The sequence below is a fragment of the Corynebacterium sp. 401_CJEI genome (assembly GCF_001076435.1).
Lineage (GTDB): Bacteria > Actinomycetota > Actinomycetes > Mycobacteriales > Mycobacteriaceae > Corynebacterium > Corynebacterium jeikeium_D.
In genome coordinates this window covers 59581-75781 of sequence record NZ_JVIP01000041.1, presented here as the reverse complement: position 1 = coordinate 75781, position 16201 = coordinate 59581, and the positions used below count along the sequence as shown (strand labels likewise).

General features: G+C 60.0%; 16 protein-coding genes. 14 read left to right on the top strand and 2 right to left on the bottom strand.

All coding sequences use genetic code 11. From position 1 onward, the window contains the following. Window positions 1-39 precede the first annotated feature (39 nt). The gene (hisB, locus tag ADM64_RS09210) at window positions 40-678 is read left to right on the top strand and encodes an imidazoleglycerol-phosphate dehydratase HisB (RefSeq protein ID WP_049193974.1); all 639 of its coding nucleotides are present in this window, start codon (window positions 40-42) and stop codon (window positions 676-678) included. A 284-nt stretch (window positions 679-962) separates the two neighbouring features. Further along, complete coding sequence (locus tag ADM64_RS09200) at window positions 963-2384, top strand: MFS transporter (RefSeq protein ID WP_016422949.1); 1422 nt, start codon at window positions 963-965, stop codon at window positions 2382-2384. 105 nt (window positions 2385-2489) lie between these two features. On the opposite strand, the gene ADM64_RS09195 is transcribed toward ADM64_RS09200, so the two are convergent. Further along, window positions 2490-3113: a low molecular weight phosphatase family protein gene (locus ADM64_RS09195; protein WP_049193972.1), complete on the bottom strand. Its 624-nt coding sequence runs from the start codon at window positions 3111-3113 to the stop codon at window positions 2490-2492. 188 nt (window positions 3114-3301) lie between these two features. Here ADM64_RS09195 and hisH point away from each other — a divergent pair, with 188 nt between their 5' ends. From hisH to pyk, 12 genes are all read left to right on the top strand, one after another. Next, the gene (gene hisH / locus ADM64_RS09190; protein ID WP_049193971.1) at window positions 3302-4000 is read left to right on the top strand and encodes an imidazole glycerol phosphate synthase subunit HisH; all 699 of its coding nucleotides are present in this window, start codon (window positions 3302-3304) and stop codon (window positions 3998-4000) included. A gap of 148 nt (window positions 4001-4148) precedes the next feature. After that, window positions 4149-4883 carry a bifunctional 1-(5-phosphoribosyl)-5-((5-phosphoribosylamino)methylideneamino)imidazole-4-carboxamide isomerase/phosphoribosylanthranilate isomerase PriA gene (priA, locus tag ADM64_RS09185; RefSeq protein ID WP_016422946.1) on the top strand — a complete coding sequence of 245 codons (735 nt, stop codon included), beginning with the start codon at window positions 4149-4151 and terminating at the stop codon, window positions 4881-4883. 102 nt (window positions 4884-4985) lie between these two features. Beyond that, entirely contained in the window at window positions 4986-5798 is an 813-nt protein-coding gene (locus ADM64_RS09180; RefSeq protein ID WP_005510274.1) for an inositol monophosphatase family protein, read from the top strand. 84 nt (window positions 5799-5882) lie between these two features. Continuing rightward, window positions 5883-6659 (top strand): imidazole glycerol phosphate synthase subunit HisF, encoded by a 777-nt coding sequence (hisF, locus tag ADM64_RS09175; protein ID WP_016422945.1) that lies wholly within the window; start codon window positions 5883-5885, stop codon window positions 6657-6659. Further along, window positions 6656-7054, top strand: a complete 399-nt coding sequence (hisI, locus tag ADM64_RS09170) for a phosphoribosyl-AMP cyclohydrolase (protein WP_048734633.1) — start codon at window positions 6656-6658, stop codon at window positions 7052-7054. Before hisF ends, hisI begins: the two co-directional genes overlap by 4 nt. Window positions 7055-7165: 111 nt before the next feature. Beyond that, the gene (locus ADM64_RS09165; protein WP_049193970.1) at window positions 7166-8710 is read left to right on the top strand and encodes an anthranilate synthase component I; all 1545 of its coding nucleotides are present in this window, start codon (window positions 7166-7168) and stop codon (window positions 8708-8710) included. 7 nt (window positions 8711-8717) lie between these two features. Then, on the top strand, window positions 8718-9368 hold the full coding sequence (locus tag ADM64_RS09160) for a TIGR02234 family membrane protein (protein WP_049182100.1): 651 nt from the start codon (window positions 8718-8720) through the stop codon (window positions 9366-9368). Window positions 9369-9372: 4 nt separating this feature from the next. Further along, complete coding sequence (trpC, locus tag ADM64_RS09155) at window positions 9373-10179, top strand: indole-3-glycerol phosphate synthase TrpC (protein WP_016422942.1); 807 nt, start codon at window positions 9373-9375, stop codon at window positions 10177-10179. A 147-nt stretch (window positions 10180-10326) separates the two neighbouring features. Beyond that, the gene (gene trpB / locus ADM64_RS09150) at window positions 10327-11616 is read left to right on the top strand and encodes a tryptophan synthase subunit beta (protein WP_080985634.1); all 1290 of its coding nucleotides are present in this window, start codon (window positions 10327-10329) and stop codon (window positions 11614-11616) included. Then, window positions 11617-12396 carry a tryptophan synthase subunit alpha gene (gene trpA, locus ADM64_RS09145; RefSeq protein WP_049193968.1) on the top strand — a complete coding sequence of 260 codons (780 nt, stop codon included), beginning with the start codon at window positions 11617-11619 and terminating at the stop codon, window positions 12394-12396. Window positions 12397-12403: 7 nt separating this feature from the next. Next, window positions 12404-13327, top strand: coding sequence for a prolipoprotein diacylglyceryl transferase (gene lgt / locus ADM64_RS09140; protein ID WP_016422939.1), 924 nt, complete (start codon window positions 12404-12406; stop codon window positions 13325-13327). A 33-nt stretch (window positions 13328-13360) separates the two neighbouring features. Continuing rightward, window positions 13361-14776, top strand: coding sequence for a pyruvate kinase (gene pyk / locus ADM64_RS09135; RefSeq protein WP_016422938.1), 1416 nt, complete (start codon window positions 13361-13363; stop codon window positions 14774-14776). Window positions 14777-14916: 140 nt separating this feature from the next. On the opposite strand, the gene ADM64_RS09130 is transcribed toward pyk, so the two are convergent. After that, window positions 14917-16194, bottom strand: a complete 1278-nt coding sequence (locus ADM64_RS09130) for an amidohydrolase (RefSeq protein ID WP_049193967.1) — start codon at window positions 16192-16194, stop codon at window positions 14917-14919. Window positions 16195-16201: the final 7 nt, after the last annotated feature.

Genomic DNA, 16201 nt, shown 5'->3' with positions numbered 1-16201 from the left:
TGCTGCTGGTACATCCCACTACAAGGAGAAATCTGACTTATGCACGCCAGTGATAAGGACCATCTGAAGGAAGAGCGCACTGAGCGCGTTGGCCGTATCGAGCGCGCCACCCGCGAATCGAGCATCGTCTGCTCGGTGAATCTCGATGGCACCGGCAAGGCCGATATTTCGACCGGTCTGCCGTTCTTCGACCACATGTTGACCGCTTTCGGCTCCCACGGCAGCTTCGACCTGACTGTGCACGCCAACGGCGACACCGAGGTCGATGCGCACCACACGGTGGAGGATACCGGCATTGTGATGGGGCAGGCCTTCGCCCAGGCGTTGGGGGACAAGTCTGGTATTCGTCGCTTTGGTGACTGCTATATCCCGATGGATGAAACGCTGGCACACGCAGTGGTTGATGTGTCTGGTCGCCCGTACTTCGTTGGCACTGGCGAACCAGAGCAGATGTTGACTGCCGTCATTGGTGGTCACTACGCAACGGTTATCAACGAGCATTTCTTTGAGTCCTTCGCCCTAAATGCCCGTATTGCGCTGCATGTTCGCTGTCTCTACGGGCGCGATCCGCACCACATCACCGAGGCTGAGTACAAGGCTGTGGCCCGTGCCCTGCGTGCTGCCGTCGAGGACGACCCGCGCGTCCACGGTGTGCCGTCGACCAAGGGCACTCTGTAGGTCGCAGCTGAAGTAGACGGCCGCTGTAGGAAACCGGAAAATCCGCCTTAGCTGGCATTTTAGGGGAATCGATGGTAACAACGTCTGTAGACGTGCTTTTAGCGCAGGTGTCTACCGCATCGACGCTGAGCACTTATTTTTTGTTCATTGTCGCTGGTCTGCTGGTGGGCGGAACATGGTCACTCTATAAATCCGGATCGAGGGTCGGAACAATTGTCCTTGGTCTCTTATCTGTGATCGCGCTCGCCGGCGCAATTTTGTGGTTGATAGGAGTGATGGAGTAAATGGCGTCCCGGGTGATGGACCGCAGGCAGTTGGACGAACTGGACAGCATGTGGAAAGCGCCCGGACTAGTACCTACGCTAGTCGCCGTGATGGCCGCCTTCGGTGGCTGGTCACTCCTCATGCCTGTCATTCCGCAGGCAATTCTTGACGATGGCGGTGGAACCTCGCTCGCCGGTGCCTACACCGGTGTTTTTATGGCCGCTACCGTTCTCACACAGACGCAGACTCCACGTATGTGTCGCCGTCTTGGCTACGGCATGACCATGCTGATTTCAGGTCTGTTTCTGGGCTTGCCGACGATTCTGCACATCTTTGGCACCGATGCTGCTTTGGTGCTCATCATTGCGGTTCTCCGCGGTATGGGCTTCGGTGCGTTGACTGTCGCCGAGTCCGCATTGATTGCCGAGCTAGTGCCAATGAAATTTCTGGGTAAGGCCTCTGGCGTTCTCGGTGTGGCAGTTGGTTTATCTGAGCTCATTTTCTTGCCACTAGGACTAATCATTGCGGACAAGACGGGTTCTTACACCCCTGTTTATGTCCTGGGCGCCGTCATCTCGCTTGTCGGTTCGTTGATGGCACTCTTTATCCCGAAGATTAAGCCAGCGCCGAAGGAGGGCAAGGGCGGCAAGGAAGACGTCGGCGATCCTGTGCCCGGATCTGCAGCAACTCAGCCGAGCCCCGTTGAGCACGTTGCCACATGGAAGCTGGTGGCCATTCCCGCGCTCGCAATTTGCACGATTGCGATGGGCTTTGGTGGTATTTCCGCATTCCTTGCCCCGGCAGCTCGCGAAATTGATCTGGTCTCCGGTGCGGTTGTGGCTGGCCTGTCGCTGTCTGTTCTCGGTGGCGCGCAGATGGTGTTCCGTTATTTCGCAGGAATCTACGCCGACCGGAAGTCGGAGGCTGGAATTCTGCTGATTCCGGCATTGATCAGTGGTTTTATTGGCCTGCTGATGATGTCCGGCGTGGTTCTCTTTGATTTGTCGGCCTGGCTGCTGCTGGTTGCGGCCGTTTTCTACGGCGCGGGCTTCGGCATAGTGCAAAATGAGGCTCTGCTGCTGATGTTTGCCCGCCTGCCGCGTGACCGTACTGCTGAGGCCAGTGCCTTCTGGAACATGTCCTTTGACTCGGGCACTGGTATCGGCTCGTTCGTTCTGGGAGCCGTAGCTGCGGCCGCACTCCGTCCGTACCCGGCTGTCTTTGCCTTTGCGGCAGCTCTGCTGGCAGTTGGTCTCATTGGTGCGGTGCTCGACCGAATCATCGGAAAGCACCGCGTGGCGGAGTACCAGAACACCCGCGCTACGCTGCGTCGTCTGGGAGATGCCGTCAAGCGTCGTACGCCGGAGGCCGCTGTGCGTGTTGCCCGCCCGGCAAAGAATGCAGTGACGCGTTTGACGGTTCGGGACCGCAAGAAGAAGTAACTACATACAAAGAGACGTTTGAAAAAGACTGGCTGCGCAAGTTCTTGCGCAGCCAGTCTTTTTGGTTAATAAATGCACCCCCGGTGTGGGGTCAGCCGTGCCTGTTTACGCGACGGCGACGTCCATCTCGGTGAAGAGAGCCCGCAGGCGGGTTTCGATATCGTCGATAAGCGACTGGAGCTCATCGTCTGTGAGACTGTCCGGATCTGCGACATCCCATTCCACGTAGCGGTCGCCGGGGACTGCTGGTGTCTCGTCGATGCCCATGAGTACGACAACGTCGGCGCGGTGGGAAACGCGGGGAGTAATCGCCTTTTGGGTGAGGCGTGAGGTGTCCACGCCACGGTCGTGAAGAGCCGCGACGACGCGAGGGTTCAGGCCATCCTCTGGATTGAGGCCGATAGTGCGGATAAAGACTTCGTCGCCAACCAGGTGGTAGGCCAGGGCAGTGGCAATCTGACTGCGGCCGGAACCGCGGCTATCGGCAAAGAGAATCTCTTGGCGCGGGGCGCAGTCCTTGCATCCGCTCGCGGCCTTGATGCGTTCGGTGGCCTCGCGTTCGGCGAGGACGGGGAGGAAGTTAGTCACCTTCGCAGAGCTGGACAGCTCTGCAATGACATCGTCGAGGATGGAATCGATAGTCGCAGCATCGCAGGCTGCACCATAGAGTCGGTGAAGGTCCTCGCGGACAATGGCAAATGATTTACTAAGAACGGATGCGGTAGTCATGGCGTCGGAGCCTCTCTGTAAAAAGTAATCAGGGGTATTAGGGATAAATCAATAACTTAGTTAACCTGTTGTTAACCTTGAGTTTACCAAAGTATTCGGTAGTTGTATACCAGTGCTTTTGCCTATCCAGGCAGTTTTCTTGGGGTAAGTGGCAAACATCGATTCCCAGCGCCTTAAAATGTCCAACTATGGAACAAGTCTCACCTTCGACGAAGACCCCGACCGTTGCCATCCTTGATTACGGCTCCGGTAATTTGCGTTCAGCTGAGCGCGCTGTGGCCACCACGGGTGCCGAGGTTATTGTGACCGCCGATCCGAAGACCGTGATGGAGGCCGATGGTCTGCTCGTTCCCGGCGTCGGCGCCTATGCCGCATGCATGGAGGGTTTGCATCGAGTACAAGGGCCGCGCCTAATCGGCTCTCGACTCGCAGGTGGTCGACCAGTGATGGGAATCTGCGTCGGTATGCAGGTGCTCTTTGACCGCGGCGTCGAGTACGCCGACGGCATCCACGCAGCGGAGACCGACGCATCCGCAGCTGTCACCGGCACCCCGGGTTGTGGTGAATGGCCCGGTACTGTCGAGCGTCTCGAGGCGTCGATTCTGCCGCATATGGGCTGGAACACGGTTGAAGTACCGGAAGGCTCAAAGATGTTTAAGGGACTGGAGGGTCAGCGTTTTTACTTCGTCCACTCCTACGGTGTGCGCAAGTGGGACCTTAATACGGATTCTCGCATCGCTCCGCCGCTGGTGACGTGGTCTGCCCACGAATCCGATCGGTTTATCGCAGCCGTGGAAAACGGTCCGCTGTGGGCCACGCAGTTCCACCCTGAGAAGTCTGGTGAAGCAGGGTTGAAGCTGCTGCAGAACTGGGTGGACACGCTGTAGTTGCCCAATCGGTAGTATCTGCCCTAACCGCACTACCTGGTAGGTGACGGAGTTTCGCCACCTAGACCACCTATACTGAGATAACTAGCAACAAGCATCGTGGTGACAATCGCCACAACGCCCAAAAGTCGAAGAGAGTAGAGCCCCCATGAGTTTGACCCTGCTGCCCGCTGTAGACGTAGCCGATGGCCAGGCTGTGCGCCTTGTTCAGGGTGCTGCTGGAACCGAGACTTCCTATGGTGCACCGCTGGAAGCTGCCATGAATTGGCAGAACGCAGGCGCTGAGTGGATCCACCTGGTCGACCTCGATGCCGCGTTCGGTCGCGGTTCGAACTACGACCTGCTTGCCGACGTGGTGGGCAAGCTCGACGTGAAGGTGGAGCTCTCCGGCGGTATCCGTGACAACGCTTCGCTCGAGGCTGCGCTGGCCACCGGCTGTGCCCGCGTCAATATTGGCACCGCCGCACTGGAGAATCCGGAGTGGTGCCGCGAGGTTATCGCCAACTACGGCGACCGTGTAGCCATTGGTCTGGATGTTCTTAACGAAGAGGGGCAGTGGCGCCTGCGCGGCCGCGGCTGGGTCTCCGACGGCGGTGACCTCTGGGAGGTGCTGGAGCGCCTGGATGCTCAGGGTGCATCCCGTTTCGTGGTGACTGACGTCTCCAAGGACGGCACCCTGCAGGGGCCGAATGTGGAACTGCTGCGCGAGGTCGCCGCTGCTACCGATGCTCCAATCGTCGCTTCTGGCGGTGTCAGCAGCCTGGACGACATTGCAGCTATTGCCACACTGGTCGATGAGGGCGTTGACTCCGCAATTGTGGGTAAGGCGCTCTACGCAGGGCGTTTCACCCTGGAAGAGGCCCTGGCAGTAGCTCGCGGCTAAAGAGAACACTTTCGTGGCCGGGCCGGGGAGACGTCGTCAAGCGAAAGCGTTAACGAGCAAACGGCACCCCGGCTGAGACGGCGGATGAAGGATTTAGAAAGTATGGATGCCCTGGAACCGCGGGCGATGCTCGCTATTGCTGAAGCGGCGCTCGATGAGGTCGAAGGCCTGTTCACGCAGCAGGTGGGCGCGGACCCGGTTGTCATGAAGCCGCGCGGAGATTTCGCGACGGAGACCGACCTGGAAATTGAGCGTCGTCTGCGCCAGCTCCTCACGCAGTATTCCGGCCTGCCCGTCTACGGCGAGGAATTCGGTGGCAAGGTTCCCGAGGAACATACCGCCTGGGTCATCGATCCGATTGACGGCACCACAAACTATTCCAACGGCTTTCCGCTGTGTGCCATGCTGCTCACGCTCATGCATGAGGGGGAGCCGGTGGTTGGAATTACCTCCATGCCTCTGCTGCGCCGTCGTATCACCGCAGCTAAAGGTGGCGGAACGTTCGTCAACGGCCGTCGCGTCAACATCGATGCCGAGGCCGGCCGCCCGGTTTCGATTGCCTTCGGCTCCGTCATTGCGAGTACCGACGGTACACTCCCGCGCAAGTGGCGCCAACTGCTGCTGTCAAAGGTGGGCGAGCGCTATCCAACGATTCGAATTACTGGCTCTGTCGGCGTGGACTTGGGCTCCACCGCGATGGGGGCATTCGGTGGCACGGTGACTTTCTCACCGCATGTGTGGGATAACGCAGCTGGTGTACTGCAGATTTCCGAAGCTGGTGGCGTGGTCACAGACTTGGCGGGCAATCCCTGGCGGCATGATTCCGTAGGCGTGCTGGCGGGAACTCGAGATGTTCATGCCACGCTGCGGTCGATTATTGACCAACTGGGTCGTCCGGAGACTTTCCGGAGCTAAACCGTGGGCGACGCCCCTGAGCTGGGTGGTTGCGCAAACCGTCGAGCCACAACTTTGAGCTAACACGAGGAGAACTTAAAAACTATGTCTCTGGCAGTACGCGTGATTCCTTGCCTGGATGTCAACGATGGGAGGGTCGTCAAGGGGGTCAACTTTGAGAATCTCCGTGATGCCGGCGATCCGGTGGAGCTGGCCCGCCGCTATGGTGAGGAGGGCGCTGATGAGCTGACCTTCCTGGACGTCACGGCTTCCAAGGATGGCCGTGGCACCATGCTCGACGTGGTGCGTCGCACCGCAAGTGAGGTCTTCATTCCGCTGACGGTCGGCGGTGGCGTGCGCAGCGTCGAGGATGTCGATCAGCTGCTCCGCGCCGGAGCTGACAAGGTCAGTGTCAATACCGCTGCGATCGCACGTCCAGAACTGCTCAGCGAGCTGTCGCGCCGCTTCGGTGCGCAGTGTGTCGTCCTGTCGGTGGATGCCCGCCGCGTTCCCGAGGGAGGCACGCCGCAGCCGTCGGGCTTCGAGGTGACGACGCACGGTGGTTCACGCTCGGCCGGGATTGACGCCGTCGAGTGGGCACGCCGTGGCGAGGAGCTCGGGGTCGGCGAGATTCTGCTGAACTCCATGGATGGCGACGGCACCAAGGATGGCTTCGACCTGGAGCTGCTGGAGAGAGTCCGCGCTGCCGTCGACGTCCCGGTGATCGCCTCTGGCGGTGCGGGCAAGGCAGAGCACTTCCCCCCGGCAGTGCGCGCCGGTGCCAACGCGGTTTTGGCCGCATCCATTTTCCACTTCGGCGAGGTCAGCATTGCTGAGGTTAAGGAAGAGATGGCCCGCGAGGGGATCGAGGTGCGCCAGTGACTGGTCTAGCCCCGGGCGCTGCAGCTCACGGCGCCGGAGACGATCCGCGTGAGTACACGCTCCCAGCAGATATCGCGAACATCGCCAAGTTCAACGCTGACGGCTTGATTCCGGCCATTGTGCAGGAAGAATCCACTGGTCGCGTGCTCATGATGGCATGGATGGATTCCCACGCGCTGGCGTACACCATCGCTACCAAGCGCGGCACTTACTGGTCGCGCTCCCGGTCCGAGTACTGGATTAAGGGGCTTACTAGTGGCCATTTCCAGACCGTGACATCGCTGGCGTTGGACTGTGATGGCGATACCGTGCTGATGCAGGTAGTGCAGGACGGCGCGGCATGCCACACTGGCTCGCATAGCTGCTTTGACGTGCATCCCGTGTTCGAGGGCTAATCAGTCGATCCGGGTTGCCGAGGTGGGGATTTCGTCGTCAAGCGCGCCCACCTCCGGTGAAGTCCGGGGTTAAGTGATGTGCAATCCGGGGTGCGTGGCACAATAGCGGCTATGACTCGTATCACCATGACCACGCGTGAGCGCTTTCGTGAACTGGCTGCACACCATCGGGTCGTGCCCGTGGTTCGCAAGGTTTTGGCGGACGGCGAAACGGCGCTGTCGGCCTACCGCAAGCTCGCGGCCGATCGTCCCGGCACTTTCTTGCTGGAGTCCTCCGATGTGGGGCAGTCGTGGTCGCGCTGGTCATTTATCGGTTGCGGCAGTCGTGCTGCGCTGACGGTGGATGATGCGGGGGAGGCAACCTGGATTGGTAATGCGCCGTCGGGTGCGCCAGAGGGCGGAAATCCGTTGGATGCTCTGCGTCGCACGCTGGAGCTGCTGCACACGGAGCTTCCGCTTGCCGACGATGCCTCGGTACCCAAGCTCACCTCTGGTCTCGTTGGCTACTTCGGGCATGACATTGTCCGCTACATCGAGCCACAGCTGCCGGATACCACTGACAATGATTTGCAGATTCCGGAGCTCATGCAGCTGCTGGTGGAGGATCTGGCTGCTTTTGACCACCACGAGGGCGTGCTGTGGCTGATTTCCAATGCTGTCAACTGGGACGGCTCGGATGAGCGGATTGACCAGGCGTATGACACCGCCTGTGACCGTGTCAATGCGATGGTGGAGCGGTTGTCAGAGCCTTCTGATCTGCGTCCGGCGGAAATTAGCTTCCCAGAGCCGGTGATTCGTCGCCAGCGCGCCGCCGACGACCACATGGATCGTATTGAGCGTTGTAAGGACCACATCCGAGCTGGTGATGCGTTCCAGATTGTGCTCTCGCAGCGGTTCGAGATGGACACGCAGGCGTCAGCTTTTGATATCTACCGCATCCTGCGGGTTTCCAATCCGTCGCCCTACATGTTCCTGGTCAACGTTCCAACCAAGGACTTCTCCGCTACCGCTTTTCAAATTGTCGGTTCCTCCCCGGAATCACTCGTGGCAGTTCAGGGCAGTGAGGTCATCACCAATCCCATCGCGGGCACACGTCCGCGCGGTGCCACGGTGGAGCAGGACAATGCGCTGGAAGCTGATTTGCTGGCAGACGAGAAGGAAAATAGTGAGCATCTGATGCTCGTTGATCTTGGCCGCAATGACCTCGGACGTGTCTGCCGCCCGGGCAGTGTAGTTGTGCACGACTTCCGTCATATTGAGCGCTACAGTCACGTTATGCATCTGGTCTCTACGGTCACCGGCGAGCTTTCCAGCGACGCCACTGCCGTCGACGCGTTCGCGGCCACCTTCCCAGCGGGAACGCTGTCGGGTGCGCCGAAGCCTTCCGCGCTGAGCATTATCGACAAGTTCGAAGACACGCGTCGGGGTGTTTACGGCGGCACTGTTGGATACTTTGACTTCCGGGGCAATACCGATCAGGCAATTGCCATCCGCACAGGTGTGAAGAAGGGCGATACGGTCTATGTTCAGGCTGGCGGCGGAATTGTCAGTGACTCTGACCCGGTGGCAGAGGATGAGGAGACCCGCAACAAGGCCGCGGCCGTGCTGCGAGCTGTCGCGGCAGCTGAGACACTAGTCCCAGCGGAAAGGAGCTAGGTTTTCGATGAAGTCGACAACGATGCTCTCCGGTGGCCTCATTGGTGTGGCCGCAGCGGGAATGTGGTTGTGCAGCCGTAGTGCGTGGCTGACGGTCGATACTGTTGATGACAAGTCCGGTCCAGCGACCACAGATTTGGTGGGCGCAGTCTGGGCTCCAGAGTTGACGTCGATTGCGCTGGCAATGGTGGCTGCACTGTTTGCCACCACCATTTTGGGCTCACTGGGGCGCCGTATTGTCGGTGGCCTCGCGGCGCTGCTCGCAGTTGCGGCGTCGTGGACTCCGATGACTCTGCTTGCCAGCGGAGAAGACGGGGTGGATTCCCAGCGGGCACTGGATTTGTTGACGTCGGGAAGCGCCTCACAGCGCGCCAGTGATGCGGTGACTGTGGCAGACTGGGCGCAGATCTCAGCGATTGAAGTGCATGCGATGGGGCCATCCCTGGCCTTGCTGTGCTGCGCATTGGCGCTGGTCGGGGCGGTATTGTTGGTGCGTCGACCGGGTACTGTGAAGAAGCAGAAGTCCAGCGCGTATGAGACCCCGGAGGTACGCCGTCAGCGTATCGCCGAGGACCTGGAGGAAGACCCACAGTCGGGTCGAGTTCTGTGGGATGCTTTGGATGCCGGTGTAGATCCTACGGATCTGGATAAGGAGTAAGGCCGTGGCTAACGTTCTGGACAAGATTATTGAGGGCGTGCGGGAAGATCTCGCTGCTCGGGAAGCCAAGATTTCCTACGGTGAAATCAAGGAGCTCTCGCTGAAGGCGCCGTCGCCGATTGATGCCGTGGCGGCACTGGCTAAGCCCGGGGTGCAGGTGATTGCAGAGGTCAAGCGTGCCTCTCCGTCGAAGGGAGAGCTGGCTGACATCCCTTCGCCGGAGGTCTTGGCGGCAGAGTACGAGCAGGGTGGCGCGGCTGTCATTTCCTGTCTGACTGAGGAGCGCCGCTTCCGCGGTTCGCTCGCCGACCTCGATGCCGTGCGCCGCGCGGTCAACATTCCAGTGCTGCGCAAGGATTTCATCGTCACTCCGTACCAGGTCCATGAGGCCCGCGCACACGGTGCCGACCTGGTGCTGCTGATGTGCTCCGCTTTGGATCAGCCGACGCTGGAATCCCTGCTGGATCGCACCGAGTCGCTTGGCATGAACGCTCTGGTTGAGGCGCACACCGAAGAAGAGGTCGAGCGTGCCGAGGCCGCTGGTGCCAAGATCCTCGGCATCAACGCCCGCAATCTAAAGACCCTCGACGTGGATCTCTCCGTGTACGAACGCCTTGCGCCGATGTTGCCGGATCATGTTGTGAAGGTGGCAGAGTCCGGTGTCAAGGGGCCGGAGGAACTGCGCTACTACGCCTCCCACGGCGCCGACGCGGTACTGGTGGGCGAGGGCCTGGTTACCGCGGGCAAGCCGGGTGAGGCTTGCCGACGTCTCGTTGCCGCCGGTGTCCACCCGACACTCCGCAGCGAGTAGTGATAGACCGCAGTTGCGATAAGCAGCTGTACCGCGCTGCGAACTGCGCCTAGTTTGGTTGCGTGTCACACCTGTTGTGCTGGCACACCACAGTTTCTTAGGCCTTATGTCCCCGCAACCGGTGGGGATAGTCCACAATAGATAACTGTGAGTGACCAAGATTTCAAGAATCATGATGCCCGCGGTGACCGCCTGCCCACGATGGGTGAGGTTATCGCGGAGACAACGAACCACGAATCAGATGCCATTGGGCACTGGGGTAAGTGGGGCGGCCAGTTTGTGCCGGAGGCGCTGATGGCCGTTATCGGTGAGGTCACCGATGGCTACGCGAAGGCCCGCGTTGATCAGGATTTTCTCGATGAGCTCGACCGGCTTCAGCGTACTTATGTCGGACGTCCCTCGCCGCTGTACTACGCGGAGAAGTTCTCCGCTGATATCGGCGCTGACGTCTGGCTCAAGCGCGAGGATTTGAATCACACCGGTAGCCACAAGATTAATAACGTCTTGGGGCAGGTTCTGCTTGCTAAGCGCATGGGCAAGAAGAACATCATTGCCGAGACCGGTGCCGGCCAGCACGGTGTCGCAACCGCGACTGCCTGTGCGCTGCTCGGCCTTAACTGCCGTATCTACATGGGCAAGGTCGACGCAATCCGCCAGCGCCTCAATATCGCCCGCATGCGCCTGCTTGGTGCCGAGGTTATCGAGGTCGAGATTGGTTCGAAGACTCTCAAGGACGCGATCAATGAGGCCATGCGTTTTTGGGTTTCACACGCCGATGACACCTACTACTGCTTCGGCACTGCAGCCGGCCCGCACCCGTTCCCAACAATGGTGCGCGACTTCCAGCGCATCATCAGCGCCGAGGCACGCCAGCAGATCCTCGCGGAGACCGGCTCGCTTCCCGACGCTGTCGTGGCGTGTGTCGGCGGCGGTTCTAATGCGATCGGCGCGTTCCACCACTTCATCGATGATGAATCGGTTCGACTGATTGGCGCTGAAGCTGGCGGTGACGGTGTTGAGACCGGTCGCCATGCAGCACCGATTTCGGCCGCCGGTAATCCGGGGGTGTTCCAGGGCTCCTTCGCCGCCCTGATGCAGAACGAGGACGGCCAGATTACAGAGTCTCATTCGATTTCCGCGGGTCTGGATTACCCGGGCGTGGGCCCGGAGCACTCTTACCTGGCTGATATTGATCGCGCGTCCTACCTGCCGGTGACCGATACCCAGGCGATGCAGGCATTCCAGGACCTGACTCGGATGGAGGGCATCCTGCCCGCTATCGAGTCCGCACACGCGGTGGCTGCCGCCCGACTCATCAGCGGTGAACTGAATGAAGAGCTGGGCCGTAAGCCGCTGATTATTGTCAATGTTTCCGGTCGCGGTGACAAGGATGTCGACACCGCTGCTAAGTGGTTTGATCTGATGGAGGAGTCCTAAATGAGTCTGAGTGACGTCTTTGACAAGGTCCGTGAGGAAAACCGCGCAGCATTCATCGGCTACTACCCAGCGGGTTTCCCGACCACCGATAAGTCGATTGAGAACATCAAGGCGATTGTCGACGCTGGCGCCGACATCATCGAGGTCGGCCTGCCTTTCTCCGACCCGATGATGGATGGCCCAACCATTCAGGATGCCGCCAACGTGGCTCTGGATGCGGGCTTCCGTACCCGTGAGATTATGCGGGTGGTTCGCGAAGTCACCGAGCACGGCGGTACCTGTGTGGTCATGAGCTACTGGAATCCGATTCTCCAGTATGGTCCGGAGCGTTTCGCCAAGGACTTGGCCGCCGCTGGTGGTCGTGGCACCATCATCCCGGATCTTATCCCCGAGGAGGCCGGCCAATGGCAGCGTGCAGCTGAGGCCAATGGTCTGTCCAACATCATGTTGGTGGCCCCGTCATCGACCAACGAGCGTCTGCAGCTAACTGCCACCGCGTCGACCGGCTTCGTCTACGCCACCAGCCACATGGGTGTCACAGGTGCCCAGGCTAGCGTCGACTCGGCCGCCGGCAAATTGGTTGCCCGCACGCGCGAGGTCACCGATACACCGGTGTGCGTCGGTTTGGGTGTCTCCAATGGGGCACAGGCCGCGGAGATTGCCGAGTTTGCGGATGGCGTAATCGTTGGCTCGGCACTGATCAAGGCCGCGATGAAGAGCACCGATGACCTGGTAACGCTCGCCCGTGAACTCGCCGCGGGCGTACGAGGAGAGAGCTAGCGCATTTATGAGTTCCACCCTTGTTCTCGCTGAAACTGCAACGACGTATCTGGCCAACATTCCCTCTCCGCCGCAGGGGGTGTGGCAGTTAGGACCGCTACCACTGCGCGGTTACGCGATTTCCATCTTGGTTGGCGTACTCGTCGGCATTTATTGGATGCAGCGCCGCTACGCGGCCAGGGGTGGAGACCCGGAGTTGGTCCTCGACATTGCCATTGCGGTTATTCCTGCGGGCATTATCGGCGGCCGTCTCTACCACGTCGCCACTGACTGGGAGAAGTACTTCGGCCTCGGCGCCAATCCCGCCGATGCACTGAAAATCACCAATGGTGGCCTCGGCATCTGGGGAGCGGTGGCGCTGGGGGTGCTGGCCGCGTGGGCGGTCGCTAAGTGGCGAAAGGTGCCGTTTGCGCCAGTTCTTGACGCGGCCGCACCCGCGATCATCCTTGGACAGGCCATTGGGCGTCTGGGCAATTGGTTCAACCAGGAACTCTACGGTGGCCCAACGTCACTTCCGTGGGGCCTGGAAATTTACCAACGAGTTGATGAGTTTGGCCGGGTTGCCCCTGTCACCGGAACGTCGACAGGCGAAGTGCTGGCCGTGGTGCATCCAACGTTTCTCTACGAGATGGTGTGGAACGTCCTCGCCTGTCTGGTCATTGTGTGGGCGGACCGAAAGTTCAAGATGGGCGGAGGACGCGTCTTTGCGCTCTATGTCGCGGCCTACACTTTGGGGCGTTTCTTCATTGAACTCATGCGCGTCGATGACGCAACGCTGATATTCGGTGTGCGTATTAATAACATCACGTCGCTCGTGGTCTTTTTCTGCGCTGTCATTGCTTTGTGGATTCTGCGGTCCAAGAGCCGCGAAACCGCAGCTGAAGTCGGGGGAGAGCGCGAGGCTGCTGAAGCTCACAGTGCTTCCAACTGACGCATAGCCCGTTAAGGGACTAGGCTGGAGGCCGTGCTTAGACGAACGAAGATTGTATGTACCCTCGGTCCAGCAGTTGCTTCGCTGGAGGGGATTACCGGGCTGGTCAACGCCGGCATGGATGTTGCCCGCCTGAATTTCTCTCACGGTGAGCATGAGGACCACGCTCAGAACTACCACTGGGTGCGTGAAGCATCCGACGCTACGGGACATGCCGTCGGTATTCTCGCCGACTTGCAGGGACCAAAGATTCGCCTCGGTCGTTTTAAGGAAGGCTCGACGTATTGGGCTGACGGCGAGATTGTCCGCATCACCGTCGACGATGTCGAAGGCACGCACGACCGCGTCTCCACCACGTACAAGAATCTCGCTGACGATGCCCGTCCGGGCGATCGCCTGCTTGTCGACGATGGCAAGGTGGGCCTGGAGTGCATCGAGGTAGATGGCAACGATGTGGTGTGCCGTGTCATCGAGGGCGGTCCGGTCTCGAACAACAAGGGTGTTTCCCTGCCGGGGATGAACATCTCGGTGCCGGCTCTGTCAGAGAAGGATATCGCCGACCTGCGCTTCGCTCTGAAGCTGGGAGTCGACTTCATCGCGCTGTCCTTCGTCCGTTCGCCTTCCGACGTCGAACTGGTCCATGCGGTCATGGATGAGGTTGGCCGTCGTGTCCCGATTATCGCCAAGCTGGAGAAGCCAGAGGCAGTCGAGTCTCTCGAGGCCATCATCCTGGCTTTCGATGCCGTGATGGTCGCCCGTGGTGACCTTGGTGTTGAGGTGCCGTTGGAAGATGTTCCGCTGGTTCAGAAGCGCGCTATTCAGATTGCCCGCGAGAACGCCAAGCCGGTCATCGTCGCCACCCAGATGCTCGACTCCATGATTTCGAACTCGCGCCCGACTCGTGCGGAGGCCTCCGACGTGGCCAACGCTGTGCTCGATGGCGCAGATGCCGTGATGCTCTCGGGTGAGACCTCGGTTGGTAAGTACCCGCAGTCCACGGTTAAGACCATGGCTCGCATCGTCACCGCCGCTGAGCGCGAGGGGGAAGTTCCTGCGCTGACCCACATGCCTCGCACGAAGCGTGGTGTGATTTCCTACGCAGCTCGCGATATCGGTGAGCGCTTGAATGCCCGCGCTATGGTTGCTTTCACCACCTCGGGTGATACCGCTCGCCGTGTGGCACGCTTGCACTCTCGCCTGCCGCTGCTGGTATTCACTCCGAATCAGCAGGTTCGTTCGCAGCTTGCGCTGACGTGGGGTGCGGAGACCTTCTTGGTGCGCGAGGTTAACAGCACGGATGAGATCATGCAGGTCATCGATGAGCAGCTCTTGACCATGGAAAACTACAACGCTGGCGACACGCTGGTCGTTGTTGCTGGTACCCCTCCAGGAAATGAGGGCAATACCAACATGATTCACGTCCACGTTATTGGCGAGGACGCTCGCTAGCTCTCTGGCGCGTTAGGAAAAGCCGGTAAGCCCTTTTGGGGCTTACCGGCTTTTTGCTTGGAGCCTTTCGACCTGGGCTGTCGGGCTGTTTGGTGGGATCTTTGCGCTGTGCGCGGTGGCAAGCGGCCGGCACGCAGCTCTTACTTTGCCAAGTAGGACAGTACGGCGGCAGCGGCGGCAGAAGTCGCGGAGGTAGCCGTCGGCTCGAAGTCCGGCAGGAATGTCGGCATGTGATTCGACGGTACGTCTTCGACCACGCGGTCGGCAGCAACGGCGGCTTCCCACGTATCCCGAGGTGTGGCGCCAACGGTCCAGTAGACATATGGGCAGTTCAGTCCACGCGGCAGGTCTGAGAAGTCCTCCGATGCGGTCCACGGCACAGCATCGGTGGAATCGTCGCCGAGCACAGCGTCCATGACCGGGCGAATCGTGGCAAACGCCTCCGGATCATTGTCAGTGACTTCGCCGTGATCGGAGTACTCAATCACAGGCTCAACCTCAGTGCCGGAAGCCAGGCACTCGCCACGAACAACGCGCTCAATGCCCGCAATGAGCTTCGCGCGCACATCGTTGGAGTAGTAGCGAATATTCAGCACAATCTTGGCCTGACCGGGGATTGTGTTATTCGAATTGCCGGACTGCAGCGTGCCGACGGACAAAACACCAAACTCGTGGGGAGGAATCTCGCGCCCCACAATTCCTTGCAAGCGCAGAACGATTGCGGCAGCCAAGTACGTCGGGTCAATGGCGTTGTGCGGCATAGATCCATGTGCGGAGCGACCTGTCAGCGTGATGCTAATGGTGTCACAGCCAGCAAGTGCCGGGCCGGGCATGGTCATTACCTGACCTGCGGGGCCGGGAACAATGTGCTGGCCGAAGCACACATCTGGGGTGGGGATGAGGTCTGCCAGGCCGTCGTCAATCATAGCCTGTGCACCACAGGCCAGTTCCTCGGCGGGCTGGAACAGGGCAATGAAAGTACCCGACCACTCAGACTTAGTTGCTGCCATCAGGCTAGCCAGACCAAGACCGGCCGTCATGTGCATGTCATGGCCACAGGCGTGCATGACGGCGGTGGCAGAACCATCGCGGGCGGTACCGGTGGCAGAGGAAGCGAAGTCCACACCGGTTTCCTCGAACACCGGAAGCGCATCGATATCAGCGCGGAACAGCACGGTAGGGCCGGGGCCATTTTCCATGACACCAACGAGGCCGTGACCACCGATTCCCTCATACACCGTGTAAGTGCCCATGTCGCGAAGAGCACCGGCCAGATACGCGGCAGTTTTCTCCTCCGCCTGAGATAGCTCCGGGTGCTGGTGCAGGTAACGGTAGATTTCCCACTGCCTGTCCAATGGCACTCGATGAGTGGCGATGAGGTCGCGAATGCGGCTCAGTCGTGCTTCATTGTTGCTCACCTGGATT

Excerpts from the sequence above, each read along its gene's own strand:
- hisB (WP_049193974.1), top strand. The coding sequence starts at position 40 with ATGCACGCCAGTGATAAGGACCATCTGAAGGAAGAGCGCACTGAGCGC.
- ADM64_RS09200 (WP_016422949.1), top strand. The coding sequence starts at position 963 with ATGGCGTCCCGGGTGATGGACCGCAGGCAGTTGGACGAACTGGACAGC.
- ADM64_RS09195 (WP_049193972.1), bottom strand. The coding sequence starts at position 3,113 with ATGACTACCGCATCCGTTCTTAGTAAATCATTTGCCATTGTCCGCGAG.
- hisH (WP_049193971.1), top strand. The coding sequence starts at position 3,302 with ATGGAACAAGTCTCACCTTCGACGAAGACCCCGACCGTTGCCATCCTT.
- priA (WP_016422946.1), top strand. The coding sequence starts at position 4,149 with ATGAGTTTGACCCTGCTGCCCGCTGTAGACGTAGCCGATGGCCAGGCT.
- ADM64_RS09180 (WP_005510274.1), top strand. The coding sequence starts at position 4,986 with ATGGATGCCCTGGAACCGCGGGCGATGCTCGCTATTGCTGAAGCGGCG.
- hisF (WP_016422945.1), top strand. The coding sequence starts at position 5,883 with ATGTCTCTGGCAGTACGCGTGATTCCTTGCCTGGATGTCAACGATGGG.
- ADM64_RS09165 (WP_049193970.1), top strand. The coding sequence starts at position 7,166 with ATGACTCGTATCACCATGACCACGCGTGAGCGCTTTCGTGAACTGGCT.
- ADM64_RS09160 (WP_049182100.1), top strand. The coding sequence starts at position 8,718 with ATGAAGTCGACAACGATGCTCTCCGGTGGCCTCATTGGTGTGGCCGCA.
- trpA (WP_049193968.1), top strand. The coding sequence starts at position 11,617 with ATGAGTCTGAGTGACGTCTTTGACAAGGTCCGTGAGGAAAACCGCGCA.
- lgt (WP_016422939.1), top strand. The coding sequence starts at position 12,404 with ATGAGTTCCACCCTTGTTCTCGCTGAAACTGCAACGACGTATCTGGCC.